Source organism: Pseudocitrobacter sp. 2023LY-00077 (assembly GCF_055796175.1).
Map to the genome: position 1 here is coordinate 120,917 of NZ_JBSPEI010000003.1, position 13,212 is coordinate 134,128.

15 protein-coding genes are annotated in these 13,212 nt (G+C 56.5%); 8 read left to right on the top strand and 7 right to left on the bottom strand.

Features of this window, described 5'->3' with window-relative positions; translation table 11 throughout:
• Positions 1 to 58: 58 nt before the first annotated feature.
• Together rsmD and ACWWFX_RS04980 are read left to right on the top strand one after the other, a co-directional pair.
• Entirely contained in the window at positions 59 to 655 is a 597-nt protein-coding gene (gene rsmD, locus ACWWFX_RS04975; RefSeq protein WP_149464099.1) for a 16S rRNA (guanine(966)-N(2))-methyltransferase, read from the top strand.
• Positions 645 to 917 carry a DUF1145 family protein gene (locus ACWWFX_RS04980; RefSeq protein ID WP_456146899.1) on the top strand — a complete coding sequence of 91 codons (273 nt, stop codon included), beginning with the start codon at positions 645 to 647 and terminating at the stop codon, positions 915 to 917. Before rsmD ends, ACWWFX_RS04980 begins: the two co-directional genes overlap by 11 nt.
• Before the next feature lie 90 nt (positions 918 to 1,007).
• On the opposite strand, the gene ACWWFX_RS04985 is transcribed toward ACWWFX_RS04980, so the two are convergent.
• On the bottom strand, positions 1,008 to 1,376 hold the full coding sequence (locus tag ACWWFX_RS04985) for a DUF2500 domain-containing protein (RefSeq protein ID WP_473223414.1): 369 nt from the start codon (positions 1,374 to 1,376) through the stop codon (positions 1,008 to 1,010).
• A gap of 135 nt (positions 1,377 to 1,511) precedes the next feature.
• On the opposite strand from ACWWFX_RS04985, the gene ACWWFX_RS04990 reads away from it, so the two are divergent.
• The gene (locus tag ACWWFX_RS04990; protein WP_276218871.1) at positions 1,512 to 2,138 is read left to right on the top strand and encodes a lysoplasmalogenase; all 627 of its coding nucleotides are present in this window, start codon (positions 1,512 to 1,514) and stop codon (positions 2,136 to 2,138) included.
• Positions 2,139 to 2,216: 78 nt separating this feature from the next.
• Positions 2,217 to 4,418: a Zn(II)/Cd(II)/Pb(II) translocating P-type ATPase ZntA gene (gene zntA, locus ACWWFX_RS04995; protein WP_473223337.1), complete on the top strand. Its 2,202-nt coding sequence runs from the start codon at positions 2,217 to 2,219 to the stop codon at positions 4,416 to 4,418.
• A gap of 168 nt (positions 4,419 to 4,586) precedes the next feature.
• On the opposite strand, the gene ACWWFX_RS05000 is transcribed toward zntA, so the two are convergent.
• The 4 genes from ACWWFX_RS05000 to tusA all read right to left on the bottom strand — a co-directional run bounded on the left by ACWWFX_RS05000 (position 4,587) and on the right by tusA (position 7,817).
• Positions 4,587 to 5,870 carry a TRAP transporter large permease gene (locus ACWWFX_RS05000; protein ID WP_473223338.1) on the bottom strand — a complete coding sequence of 428 codons (1,284 nt, stop codon included), beginning with the start codon at positions 5,868 to 5,870 and terminating at the stop codon, positions 4,587 to 4,589.
• Positions 5,871 to 5,881: 11 nt separating this feature from the next.
• Positions 5,882 to 6,391: a TRAP transporter small permease gene (locus tag ACWWFX_RS05005; protein ID WP_015962615.1), complete on the bottom strand. Its 510-nt coding sequence runs from the start codon at positions 6,389 to 6,391 to the stop codon at positions 5,882 to 5,884.
• 10 nt (positions 6,392 to 6,401) lie between these two features.
• Positions 6,402 to 7,385, bottom strand: coding sequence for a TRAP transporter substrate-binding protein (locus ACWWFX_RS05010; protein ID WP_473223339.1), 984 nt, complete (start codon positions 7,383 to 7,385; stop codon positions 6,402 to 6,404).
• Between the two features lie 186 nt (positions 7,386 to 7,571).
• A complete protein-coding gene (gene tusA / locus ACWWFX_RS05015; RefSeq protein WP_015962613.1) occupies positions 7,572 to 7,817 on the bottom strand; it encodes a sulfurtransferase TusA in 246 nt (81 codons plus the stop codon).
• A gap of 199 nt (positions 7,818 to 8,016) precedes the next feature.
• On the opposite strand from tusA, the gene ACWWFX_RS05020 reads away from it, so the two are divergent.
• Together ACWWFX_RS05020 and ACWWFX_RS05025 are read left to right on the top strand one after the other, a co-directional pair.
• On the top strand, positions 8,017 to 8,682 hold the full coding sequence (locus ACWWFX_RS05020; protein WP_276218881.1) for a 7-cyano-7-deazaguanine/7-aminomethyl-7-deazaguanine transporter: 666 nt from the start codon (positions 8,017 to 8,019) through the stop codon (positions 8,680 to 8,682).
• Between the two features lie 73 nt (positions 8,683 to 8,755).
• Positions 8,756 to 9,313 carry a DcrB family lipoprotein gene (locus tag ACWWFX_RS05025; RefSeq protein ID WP_015962611.1) on the top strand — a complete coding sequence of 186 codons (558 nt, stop codon included), beginning with the start codon at positions 8,756 to 8,758 and terminating at the stop codon, positions 9,311 to 9,313.
• On the opposite strand, the gene ACWWFX_RS05030 is transcribed toward ACWWFX_RS05025, so the two are convergent.
• Positions 9,314 to 10,534 (bottom strand): MFS transporter, encoded by a 1,221-nt coding sequence (locus tag ACWWFX_RS05030; protein ID WP_473223340.1) that lies wholly within the window; start codon positions 10,532 to 10,534, stop codon positions 9,314 to 9,316.
• 142 nt (positions 10,535 to 10,676) lie between these two features.
• Here ACWWFX_RS05030 and ACWWFX_RS05035 point away from each other — a divergent pair, with 142 nt between their 5' ends.
• Entirely contained in the window at positions 10,677 to 11,726 is a 1,050-nt protein-coding gene (locus tag ACWWFX_RS05035) for an AI-2E family transporter (protein ID WP_276218887.1), read from the top strand.
• A gap of 3 nt (positions 11,727 to 11,729) precedes the next feature.
• Here the strand turns inward: ACWWFX_RS05035 and ACWWFX_RS05040 are convergent, their stop codons facing one another.
• A complete protein-coding gene (locus ACWWFX_RS05040; protein ID WP_473223415.1) occupies positions 11,730 to 12,239 on the bottom strand; it encodes a phenolic acid decarboxylase in 510 nt (169 codons plus the stop codon).
• Between the two features lie 96 nt (positions 12,240 to 12,335).
• Between ACWWFX_RS05040 and ACWWFX_RS05045 the strand changes: the two genes are divergently transcribed.
• Positions 12,336 to 13,208: a LysR family transcriptional regulator gene (locus tag ACWWFX_RS05045; RefSeq protein WP_473223341.1), complete on the top strand. Its 873-nt coding sequence runs from the start codon at positions 12,336 to 12,338 to the stop codon at positions 13,206 to 13,208.
• Positions 13,209 to 13,212 lie beyond the last annotated feature (4 nt).

The following is a 13,212-nucleotide window of genomic DNA, read 5'->3' on the forward strand; positions in this document are numbered from 1 at the left end:
TCGCCGAAGTAAGCAGATCGTTAGAATAGCAGGCCAAAAGAGCGACCAGAGCAATAAAATGAAGAAACCAACCTCTGCGGGCAGCGGCCAGATCCGGATTATCGGCGGTCAATGGCGTGGCCGAAAATTACCGGTTCCGGACAGCCCCGGCCTGCGTCCTACCACCGATCGCGTGCGTGAAACCCTGTTTAACTGGCTGGCGCCGTCAATGGTCGATGCCCAGTGTCTGGACTGCTTCGCCGGAAGCGGCGCGCTCGGGCTGGAAGCGCTGTCGCGCTATGCGGCTGGCGCAACGCTGCTGGAGATGGACAAACAGGTCGCCCAGCAGTTGCAGAAGAATCTCGCCACGCTGAAAGCGAATCAGGGCAAAGTCGTGAATACGAATACGCTCTCATTCCTCAACCAGCCGGGCACGCCGCATGATATCGTTTTTGTCGATCCGCCGTTCCGTAAAGGGCTGCTCGCTGAAACGCTCGCCCTGCTGGAGAACAACGGCTGGCTGGCGGACGATGCGCTTATCTATGTTGAAAGCGAAGTGGAAAATGGCCTGCCAGCGGTGCCGGTAAGCTGGGAACTGCACCGTGAGAAAGTCGCCGGTCAGGTGGCATACCGCCTGTACCATCGTGAAGCACAAGGAGAAAAGGATGCTGATTAATCTGGGCCGATTACTGATGCTGTGCGTGTGGGCGTTTTTAGTGCTCAATCTTTTCCAGCCTTTCCCGCGCCCGCTGAACATTTTCGTCAACGTCGCGCTGGTGTTTATGGTGCTGATGCACGGCATGCAACTGGCGTTATTGCAGTCCACCATTCCGAAAGATGGCCCGCAGATGACCAAAGCAGAGAAGGTGCGAATCTTCTTGTTTGGCGTTTTTGAGTTGTTGGTGTGGCAGAAAAAAATCACGCCGAAGAAGAAGTAATGTGCGGTTTTTTGCCGGATGGCGCTGACGCTTATCCGGCCTACAAATGAGTGCAAACCGTAGGTCGGGTAAGCGTAGCGCCACCCGACATCACTGCCCCAAACTCTCTGCCTCAAACGCCACAAACCGCGAACCTTTATAACTCAGCACGCCTTTGTCGCCCACCGTCAGCGCATGATACTGCACGTCGTCGAGGCGAAAATGCATCTCCAGCCCGCCCTGTTCCGGCTTAAAGCTCACGTCATAGCGCATTGAACTGCCCGCCGGGATTTCCGTTTGCTGGTGCGAGCGGCGATCGTTGAGCACTTTTTCACGCTTATTGCTGACCGTGACGCGCTTTTGCATCAGCGGCGCAGCCTCGTTTTCCTGCTTCTCCCGCCGCTGCTGCACATAGCGAAACGACGCGGCAATCACGATAATTGCGACCACGACGACAAAAAATAACGGCATCTTACTCATCATCACATCTCATAGGAATTTACGGAATTCGGGCGATACGGCATGGAAGGCGATTGTCATTAGGCGCTCATGAACACTACACTGAAGACCAAGACTACGCGTGTAATACCTAATTAATGATAACAGGGACTTAATATGCTTTGGTCGTTTATTGCTGTCTGCTTATCCGCATGGCTTTATGTCGATGCATCCTACCGTGGCCCGGTCTGGCAGCGCTGGGTATTTAAACCGGTTACCCTCATTCTTCTTCTGTTTCTCGCCTGGCAAGCACCGATGTTTGAGGCGGTTGGCTATCTGGTGGTGGCGGGGCTGTGCGCTTCCCTGATTGGCGATGCCCTTACGTTATTACCGCGCCAACGCCTGCTCTATGCCATCGGCGCATTCTTCCTGTCGCATCTGCTGTACACCATTTGGTTTGCCAGCCAAATGACACTCAGCATTTTCTGGCCGCTGCCGCTGGTGCTGCTGGTCATTGGCGCACTGCTGCTGGCGGTTATCTGGAGCAAACTGGAAGAGCTACGTATCCCGGTCGCCACCTTTATCGCCATGACGCTGGTCATGGTCTGGCTGGCGGGTGAACTGTGGTTCCTGCGTCCCACCAGCCCGGCGCTTTCGGGCTTCGTAGGTGCGGCACTGCTGTTGCTGGGGAATATCGTCTGGCTGGTTAGCCATTATCGCTATCGCTTCCGCGCCGATAATGCCATTTCGTCGGCCTGCTACTTCGCCGGACACTTTTTGATTGTCCGCGCGCTCTATCTGTAAAATGGCTCTTGACTCTGGAGTCGACTCCAGAGTGTATGCTGCGTTTAATGAAACAACGATCATTAACCGGAGGATACCATGTCGACTCCAGAGACGAAGCCCGCTAAAGCGCCGCAGTTTTCCTCGCTGAAGTTTACCCCTGCGCCTGCCAAAACGGACGACTGCTGCTGCGACGGCGAGTGCGCATCAACCGTTGCCGAAAACCTGCCGGATGCCCGCTACAGCTGGCTTGTCGATGGCATGGACTGCGCCGCCTGCGCCCGCAAAGTCGAAACGGCGGTAAGCCAGATCCCCGGCGTTAAACAGGTCAAAGTGCTGTTCGCCACCGAAAAGCTGCTGGTCGATGCCGATAACGATATTCGCGACCAGGTCGAACGCGCGGTCACCGCCGCCGGGTACACACTGCGCGGCGAAAACGCACCGAAAACGGAACAAGCCCCTTCCCGTCTGCGTGAAAATCTCCCCCTCATTCTGCTGACGCTGCTGATGGTGATCAGCTGGGGGCTGGAGCATTTCAATCACCCGCTCGGGAACGCCGCGTTTATCGCGACCACGCTGGTTGGTCTCTATCCGGTGGCACGTCAGGCGTTACGCCTGATCAAAAGCGGCAGCTGGTTTGCCATTGAAACGCTAATGAGCGTCGCAGCCATCGGCGCGCTGTTTATTGGCGCGACAGCGGAAGCGGCGATGGTGTTGCTGCTGTTTTTAATCGGCGAACGACTCGAAGGCTGGGCGGCGACCCGCGCACGTCAGGGCGTGAGCGCGCTGATGGCGCTGAAACCCGACACCGCCGTGCGCGTGCGTGGCGACCAGCGTGAAACCGTCGCGCAGCAGGATTTACGCCCTGGTGATGTGATTGAAGTGGCGGCTGGCGGGCGCTTACCTGCCGACGGCACGCTGCTTTCTCCCTTTGCCAGCTTTGATGAAAGTGCCTTAACCGGTGAATCTATTCCGGTGGAACACAGTGCGGGCGAGCGCGTCAGCGCCGGAGCCACCAGCGTCGATCGTCTGGTACAAATCACCGTGACTTCACAGCCTGGCGACAGCGCTATCGACCGCATTCTGCGTTTAATTGAAGAAGCGGAAGAGCGCCGCGCGCCGATTGAGCGCTTTATTGACCGTTTCAGCCGCATCTACACCCCGGCGATTATGGTCGTGGCGCTGCTGGTTGCGCTGGTGCCGCCGCTGGCATTTTCCGCGCCGTGGCTGGAGTGGATCTACAAAGGTCTGACGCTGCTGCTGATTGGCTGCCCGTGTGCGCTGGTTATCTCCACTCCGGCGGCGATTACCTCTGGCCTGGCAACCGCCGCACGCTACGGCGCGTTGATTAAAGGCGGCGCGGCGCTGGAACAACTGGGCCGCGTACAGCAGGTGGCGTTTGATAAAACAGGCACTCTGACCGTCGGCAAACCGCAGGTGACGTCCGTTGTCGCTACCGCGGAACTTGACGAAAACAGTTTGCTGGCGCTGGCCGCCGCCGTGGAGCAAGGCTCAACGCACCCGCTGGCGCAGGCCATTGTTCGTGAAGCGCAACAGCGCCAGCTAACGCTACCCGCAGCCGACAACCAGCGCGCGCTGGCAGGTTCCGGTATCGAAGCGGACGTTAATGGGCAACGCATTCTGATTTGCGCGGCGGGTAAATTCCCGGCGGATGCTCATCTGATGCAGATTGAAGAACTGGAAAAAGCCGGTAATACGGTAGTGCTGGTGACACGCGAAGAGACACTGCTGGGTGTACTGGCGCTGCGCGATACGCTGCGTGATGACGCCCGCGAAGCCATCGGTACCCTGCATACGCTGGGTATTCAGGGCATTATACTCACCGGCGATAACCCGCGCGCGGCGGCAGCCATTGCGGGCGAGCTGGGGCTCGATTTCCGCGCCGGGCTGCTGCCGGCGGGTAAAGTTACCGAAGTTACCGCGTTGAATGCGAAAGCGCCGCTGGCGATGGTCGGCGACGGTATTAACGATGCGCCGGCCATGAAAGCCTCCACCATTGGCATTGCGATGGGTAGCGGTAGCGACGTGGCGCTGGAAACCGCCGATGCCGCGCTGACGCACAACCGCTTAACCGGCCTGGCGCAAATGCTGCGCCTGGCGCGGGCCACCCACGCCAACGTGCGGCAGAACATCGCCATCGCGCTGGGGTTGAAAGGCATTTTCCTCGTCACCACCCTGCTTGGCATTACCGGGTTGTGGCTGGCGGTGCTGGCGGATACCGGGGCAACGGTACTGGTCACGCTGAACGCACTGCGATTGTTGCGGATGAAGCTTCGGTGATGGGTTTGCCGGATGGCGGCTGCGCCTTATCCGGCCTACGAAAACATGCATGCGTCAATGAATGCGGTGCCGGGGTTTGCCGGATGCGGCTACGCCTTATCCGGCCTACGCGAGCGATTTTGTAGGCCGGATAAGCGAAGCGCCATCCGGCAACAACGCGTACCAAACTCACATCCCCAATACCCCCGGCAACCATAGCGATATCGCCGGAACGTAGGTCACCAGCGCCAGCACCACCAACAACATGCCGTAAAACGGCAGCATCGCTTTCACCACGCTTTCGATCTTCTGTTTACTCACCGCGCTGGCAACAAACAGCACCGAACCCACCGGCGGAGTAATCAGGCCAATCCCCAGATTCACCATCATGATCATGCCAAAATGCACCGGGTCGATGCCCAGCGCATTGGTCACCGGTAGCAGCACCGGCGTCAGAATCAGGATAATCGGCGCCATGTCCATCAACGTACCAATCAGCAGCAGCATAATGTTCAGATACATCAAAATGACGTACTTGTTATCTGACAACGACGTAAAGAACCCGGTGATACGCACCGGAAGCTGCATATAGGTCATCACCGCGCCAAACGCGGCAGCAAAACCAATCAAAATCATCACGATACTGACCGTTTTCACCGTCCGGCACATCAGCTTCGGCAGCTCGCTCCACTTATAATCCCGGTAGATAAACATGGTCACGAAGAACGCCCATAGACAGGCCACCGCTGCCGATTCTGTGGCGGTAAAAATCCCGGAGAGAATACCGCCGAGAATAATGACCACCGTCATCAGCCCCCACAGCGCATCGACAAAAATCTTCACCGCTTGTTTAAACGGGATGCGCTCCCCTTTCGGATATCCGCGTTTGTGAGCGAAACCAAGACACAGGATCATCAGGCACAACCCCAGCAACAGCCCAGGCAATACGCCCGCGATAAACAGCGAAGCGATAGAAACCGTTCCACCCGCTGCCAGCGAGTAAATCACCGAGTTATGGCTGGGCGGGATCAGAATCGCCTGCACCGAACCGCTCGCCGTCACCGCCGCCGCGTATTCGCGCGGGTAGCCCTTCTTTTCCATCTCCGGGATCATCACGCTGCCGATAGACGCTGTATCCGCCACCGATGAACCGGAAATCGCGCCGAAAAAGGTCGAGGCGACGATGTTCACCAGCGACAGCCCACCGCGAATAAAGCCCACAAACAGATAGGCGAAATTGACCAACCGCCGGGCGATGCCACCCTCGGCCATGATCGCTCCCGCCAGAATGAAGAACGGGATCGCCAGCAGGGTAAACTTGTTCACCCCGCTGGTTATCTGAATCATTAATGCCTCCAGCGGCAGGTCAATCCAGAGCGCGCCGGCTACGGCACTTAAGCCCACCGCGAACGCGACAGGCATCCCCACGGACAACAGAATGGCGAGGGTGAAAAGCAAAATAAACGCATCCATCTTTCACCTCATTAACCGTGGTTACCGATGAGCACCACCGGGCGGTGTTCCTGCGAACCGAACAGCAGGCGCTCAATCACAAACAGAATCAGCACAGCGGAACCCACCGGCAGCGGCAGATAGCTCTCGCCGGAGGTCATTACCGGAAATTCCGCAACGGGCTGCTCCCACAGTTCGACACAGAGCCAGAAGCTGTACCAGAACATCAACACAGTCACCAACAGCATCAGTAAGTCCACCAGCCGCGCCGCCGCTTTTTGCAGCGCAGCGGGCAGGCGGTCGGTGAGCATATTGACCGCGATATGCGACCCGGCGCGATAGCCCACCGCCGCGCCGATAAAGGTGAAGGTCACCATGCAGATAATGGCAATCGGCTCCGGCCAGGATTCGCCCCGGTTAAGCACATAGCGAGAAAAAATTCCCACCGGGATGACAATGGTCATCAGCAGCAGTGACAGCCCGGCAACCCACATCGCCAGCATGTATAGCCGGTCCATTGCGCGCGAAAAATGCTCTGACATAGGGCCTCCGCTACTGGACATCAGCAATGGCGTTCATCAGGTCCTGATGCTTTTCGCCATACGCTTTTCGCACCGGTTCCGTGGCCTGAACAAAGAAGGTTTTGTCGATTTCGTGGAACTGCACGCCACCCGCTTTCATCTTCGCCAGCGCCTGATCATTGTAGGCTTTCCACAGTTCACGCTGCTCCAGCTGCGCTTCATGGGCCAGGGTGATGATTTTTTGCTGATCGTCCGCGCTCAGTTTGTCCCACTTCACTTTCGAGTAGAGCAGCATTTCCGGGGTAATAAAGTGGCCGCTCAGGGTGTAGTTTTTGGCGACGGGCAGGTAGTTATGGGCGATAAACGTCGGCGGATTATTTTCCGCGCCGTCAATCACGCCCGTTTGCAGGCCGCTGTATACCTCACTCACGCCCATCGCCACCGAGTTCGCCCCCATATCTTTTAGCGTCGCCAGCGCAACCGGGCTGCCCTGCACGCGGATCTTCATGCCCTTGAGATCTTCCGCCTTCAGCACCGGCTCTTTGGTGATGAGATTACGCGTACCGGAATCCATCCAGCCGAGGAAGACCAGCCGTGATTTCGGATTGTTAGTGAGCTTGTCGCCAATCTGCTTGCCGATGTCGCCGTCGATCACCTTATGCATATGATCTTCATCGCGAAAAACATAGGGCAGCGTGAAGACTTCGATATCGGGCAAAATCGCCGCGACCGGGGCCATCGATACGCGGATCATGTCGATCGCCCCCATCTGCGCCTGCTCGATCATCTGCTTCTCATCGCCCAGCACGCCGCCGGGAAAGACTTTAATCTCCAGCTTGTCACCGGTTTGCTGTTTGAGTTTGTCCCCCATGTGCTGCACCGCCACCACGTTCGGGTAGCCTTCGGGGTGAACATCAGCGGCTTTGATCACCTGCGCCGAGGAGTAAGAGGTAAACAGGAGAGTGGCGGTTGAAAGGCACAAAGCGGCCACGAATGGCTTAACAGTCATCTTCATCGGTCGGCTCCAGCGGTATTTTTGCGGTAAGAGATAAAACGTTGTTTTAGTTTTCCGCTTAAAAACTAGACGGGAAGTGCGAAGTGGGCGGTGAGATAACTCACAAAAGAAACAATTTCGAAACGCGATTTTAACGATGTGATAACGATATTTCAGGACAGATCACATAATCTGCCCTGACAAAAACTAATGGCTTTTACGCAGCAGGTAGCGATACGGCAGGGTGTCAGTCTCTTTGGCAATCAATTCATGTTCCATGAACGTGCAGAAACCGGGAATATCGCGGGTGGTTGCCGGATCGTCGGCAATAATCAGCAGCGTTTCGCCCACGGGCATCGTGCGCACGGTTTTGCGCACCATCATTACCGGCTCCGGGCAACGGAGGCCAAGGGCATCTAAAGTATGGTTTGGGCTGGCGAACAGATCGGTCATTGTGGTCTCACCGTAGAAAAATCGGCCTTAGTTTACGCCGTGATTTCTGTGACGCAAGTCAGGTTAACGATTGCGTGAAAAACAACCATTGCAATGCCGCACGGAAGCAGTATCATTCGCTCCCTTATCGCGCAGGTAACGATAAGAATACGAACAGTTTTATTGGGTTCCCTCACCCCAATCTCTAAAAAGGTACAATATGACTCCCTTTACATCCGTACAGCGCAAGCACGCGCTGGTTTGGCTATCGCTATTCCATTTGCTGGTTATTATTTCCAGTAACTATCTGGTGCAACTGCCAGTTTCTGTTTTTGGCTTCCACACCACCTGGGGCGCGTTCAGCTTTCCGTTTATTTTTCTCGCGACTGACCTCACCGTGCGCATTTTCGGCGCGCCGCTGGCTCGACGCATCGTCTTTGCGGTGATGCTCCCCGCGCTGATGGTCTCCTACGCTGTTTCATCACTTTTCTATATGGGTGAATGGCAAGGCTTTGCCGCGCTGGCGAGCTTCAACCTGTTTGTCGCCCGTATCGCCGCCGCCAGTTTTATGGCCTACGCGCTGGGGCAGATCCTCGACGTGCATGTCTTTAACCGCCTGCGCCAAAGCCGTCACTGGTGGCTTGCGCCGACAGCCTCGACGCTGTTCGGTAATATCAGCGATACGCTGGCCTTCTTCTTCATCGCCTTCTGGCGCAGCACCGACCCGTTCATGGCGCAGCACTGGGTGGAAATCGCACTGGTCGATTACTGCTTTAAAGTGCTGATCAGCATCATCTTCTTCCTGCCGATGTACGGCGTGCTGTTAAACATGCTGATGAAAAGGCTGGCAGACAAATCCGATTTGTCAGCAATGCAGCCAGGTTAAAGGTTCGTTTTCCGAGTTGTGATAAGATGGGTGAATGAGCCGTTAATGGCCGTTTATCGAAAGGAAGAAGTCAATGCGCAAATTGGTGAAATACGTTGGTATTGGCCTGCTGGTTGCCGGGCTGGCAGCCTGTGACAACAGCGATACCAAAGCTCCGGCACAGGGTGCGGCGGCAGAGAGCAACGCCTCCGGGCAGCCGATTAACCTGCTGGATGGCAAGCTGAGCTTCTCATTACCCGCGGATATGACCGACCAGAGCGGAAAAATGGGTACCCAGAGCAATAATATGCACGTCTACTCTGATGCGACCGGGCAGAAAGCCGTGATCGTTATCGTGGGCGACAACACCGATGAAGACCTCGGCGTGATGGCGAAACGTCTGGAAGAACAGCAGCGCAGCCGCGACCCGCAGTTGCAGGTCGTGACCAATAAATCCATTGAGGTGAAAGGCCACACGCTGCAACAGCTGGACAGCATCATCTCTGCTAAAGGCCAGACCGCGTACTCTTCCGTTATCCTCGGCAAAATTGATGGCAAGCTGCTGACCATGCAGGTTACCCTGCCGGCAGATAATCAGCAGCAGGCGCAGACTGCCGCTGAGAACATCATCAATACTATCGTTATCAACTAATTAGTCTGATGACGACGCGGCCTTCGGTTGTTCAACCGGAGGCCTTTTTTTTAGCCGCCACCCCAGCAGCAGCGCAATTGCCACCAGCCCGGCGGCAGCCAGGTAAATCGTCGATACGCCCATCCACGCCATCATCAGCCCGGCGAGCGGCCCGGTAATCCCGAGCGATAAATCCATAAACACCGTATAGGTGGCCAGCGCGGAACCCTGGTTTTGCTGCGGCACGGCCTTCACTGCCACTACGCCAAGCGCCGGGAAGACCAGCGAGAAGCCTGCTCCCGCAAAGAAGGTACCGATTTTCGCCATCAGCGGTGTATCGGCGATGCCCACCAGCAACAGGCCGATAATCTCAACCGTAAAGCAGATCATTGCCACGTTCAGCCCGCCCAAACGGTTGATCCCGTTGGGGAACAGCAGACGCGTGCCGACGAACGCGCAGCTAAAGAGCGTGAGCGCAAAGGCTGCGCCTTCCCAGCCTTTGGCGTCATAAAATAGCGTAATGAAGGTTGCGATAACGCCGAAGCCCGCCGAGGCCAGCGCCAGCGCCATGCCGTAGGGCCAAACGCGCCCGAGCACCGCGCGAAACGACATCACTTTGCCCTTCGCCGCTTTCACTTCCGCACGCGGCAGCGCACAAATCACCGCCAGCGCGGCAACCGCCATAATCACCAGCGCCAGCCCGTGCAGGCCGCCGTACTGATAGCAGAGCACGCCGAGCGGCGCGCCCATCGCCATCGCCCCGTAGGTCACGATGCCGTTCCAGGAAATGACGCGCCCGATATGCAGCGAGCCCACCACGCCAACGCCCCACAGCGTGGAGCCGGTGCCGGCAAAGCTTTGGCCAATACCCAGAATCACGCGCCCCAGGCACAGCAGCACCAGGCTTACCATCGGCCAGCTACCGCCCATCGCCGCCAGCAAATAACTCAGGCCGCTGAGAAAACAGCCGCACAAACCAAACACCACGATTTTCTTCGGCCCAAGCTGGTCCGCGTAGCGCCCGGCGTGAGGGCGACTTAACAGCGTGGCGAAGTATTGCAGGCTGATAACCAGCCCCGCCCAGAAGGCGCTAAACCCCATGACATCATGGACATAGCCCGGCAGCACCGCGAGCGGCAGGCCGATGGTGAGATAGCTGGCGAAGTTGAAAATAACGACGGAAATGATGCGTAAATTGAGGCGAAAACCGCTGAGTTGCGCCCCATCTGCGGCGTCTGGCATGACAAACATCCGAATTTTAAAACGATGTTTTCATTATTGCATGCGCTGAAATTGAAGTCGCGCTTTTGCGCCGCGCACTTTCAGATAATGCGCCTGCCGCTTCGCACTACACTTAAGTGCGAACGATCAAAAGGAATTCGATATGACATCCCCACAGCCTGATAAAGCGGGCCTGCATATTTTACTCAAACTCGCCGCCCTGGTGGTGATCCTGGCCGGTATTCATGCCGCCGCCGATATCATCGTCCAGTTGCTGCTGGCGCTCTTTTTCGCCATTGTGCTTAACCCGTTGGTGACATGGTTTTTGCGGCGCGGATTCTCCCGCGCCCTCGCCATCACCATAGTGATGATAGTGATGCTCTTCTTCCTTACGGCGCTGATGGCCGTACTCGCCTCCTCGATCAATGACTTCATTGCCCTGATGCCGAGCTACAACAAAGAGCTCACCCGCAAGTTTATCGAGTTGCAGGAGATGCTACCGTTTCTGCATCTGCATGTTTCGCCGGAAAGATTACTCCAGCGAATGGATTCCGATAAGGTGATGACCCTGGCGACCACCTTAATGACCCAGCTATCCGGGGCGATGACCAGCATCGTGCTGCTGATCATGACCGTGGTGTTTATGCTGTTCGAAGCCCGCCACGTGCCTTATAAACTGCGCTTTGCGCTCTCCAACCCGAAAATCCATATCGCCGGGCTGCACCGCGCGTTGAAAGGCGTTTCCCACTATCTGGCCCTGAAAACGCTCATCAGCCTGATGACCGGCGTGATTGTCTGGCTCGGCCTGTTGCTGCTCGATGTGCAGTTCGCGCTGATGTGGGGCGTGCTGGCGTTTTTGCTGAACTATATTCCCAACATTGGCTCGGTGATATCCGCCATTCCGCCGATGATTCAGGCACTGCTGTTTAATGGCTATTATGAATGTTTAATGGTCGGCGCGCTGTTCCTGGTGGTGCACATGGTGCTGGGCAACATTCTGGAGCCACGCGTGATGGGGCATCGTCTGGGGATGTCGACGCTGGTAGTGTTCTTGTCATTACTGATATGGGGATGGCTGCTGGGGCCGGTGGGCATGTTGCTGTCAGTGCCGCTGACCAGCGTCTGTAAAATCTGGATGGAAACCACGAAAGGCGGCAGCAAACTGGCGATACTGCTTGGCCCGGGGCGGCCTAAAAGCCGCCTGCCGGGCTAACATTTAGCGCAGATTTGCCGGAAAATCTTTCGGCAATTCACTGGCGGCACAGGCGATGACGCTGTCATCGTCCGGGCCGCAGTCGCGCACGAAAGTAATGGTGGCGAACTCATCAATCACTTCGGTCGGATAGGCCGGGCCTGCATCACGATACGAATTCATCAGCGGAATATGATCGTTCTGGAAGCAGACGGTTTTTTCCGGATTGTCCATTATCCAGCGCGGGAAGAAGATGGTGCCGTGGAACAGTTTGTCGCCCAGGTTCACAATCAGGCTGACGTCAGTACCGGTCGGTTCAGTCCATGAAATTTTGTAGATGCTTTCCCCGACACGCACGATGTACGCCTGCTGATCTTTCACCCAGCGATTCCCCACCAGACCGCTGTGAATGCGGTAATCAAGGGTGTTGGCGTTTTTGACGTAAATCTCGTAGTTCCAGCCGTTATCGTAGGTGTAGACCAGATGTTTACCGATAAAACCGCTCAAATCATTTTTATCAAAGCTGCTCATTATTCGTTCTCCTCTTTTCGATGGAGTTATCTTATTGCTTTAAAAACTGAATGAATAACGCTATGTTTGAATGAAATTAATCTAAATTTTAAATCAATCATGCACAAGACCACCCTGGAACAATGGGCACTACTGGAAAAAGTGGTGGCGCTCGGCAGCTTTGCCAAAGCGGCAGAAGAGACCAACCGTAGCCAGTCATCGGTAAGCTATAACTTGTCGCTGTTGCAGGAACGGCTAGGCGTTGCGCTGCTGGTGCCGGAAGGCCGCCGCGCGGTGCTGACGCCCGCAGGCGAACTGCTCCTGAGCCAGGTAAAACCCTTGTTGAAAGCCTTTTCCTGGGTCGAAACCCGCGCCGCCACGCTGCGCGACGGCATGCGTACGCGGCTTAATCTGGTCGTTGACAGCATCTTTCCTCGCAAACGCCTGTTTGCGATTTTGCGCCAGTTTCAGCAGCATTACCCGCAAACGCAGGTACGACTGACGGAAGTGCTGGAGAACAGCACCGACAACGACGCCGTGCAGGCGGAAGCGGATGTGATGGTGCTGACGCGACGCCAGGACATTACCGGGCGTGGCGAATGGCTGATGAATATCGATTTCATCGCCGTCGCCCACCGCGACCACCCGCTGTTTCTTCAGGATGCCCCGTTTAGCGATGAGATGCTGCGTAACTGGCCGCTGGTGCGCATCGCCGACCATGACAGCGCTCGCCAGCCGGGCAACGATGCGTGGACCTTTTCAACAATTGATGCGGCGATTGATGCGGCGATTGATGCGGTGATGTATCAGGTGGGCTATGGCTGGTTACCGGAGGAGCGCATACAGCGCCTGCTGGAACAGGGCGTGTTGAAGCCTTTACCGCTCGACCACGGCGCGCGTCGCGCCACGCCGCTGCATTTGATCGTGAAGCAGGATCTCGCCCCGCTGGATGAACAGGTTGAGACGCTGTTGCGGTTGTTTAGCGAGGGGTAGGGAA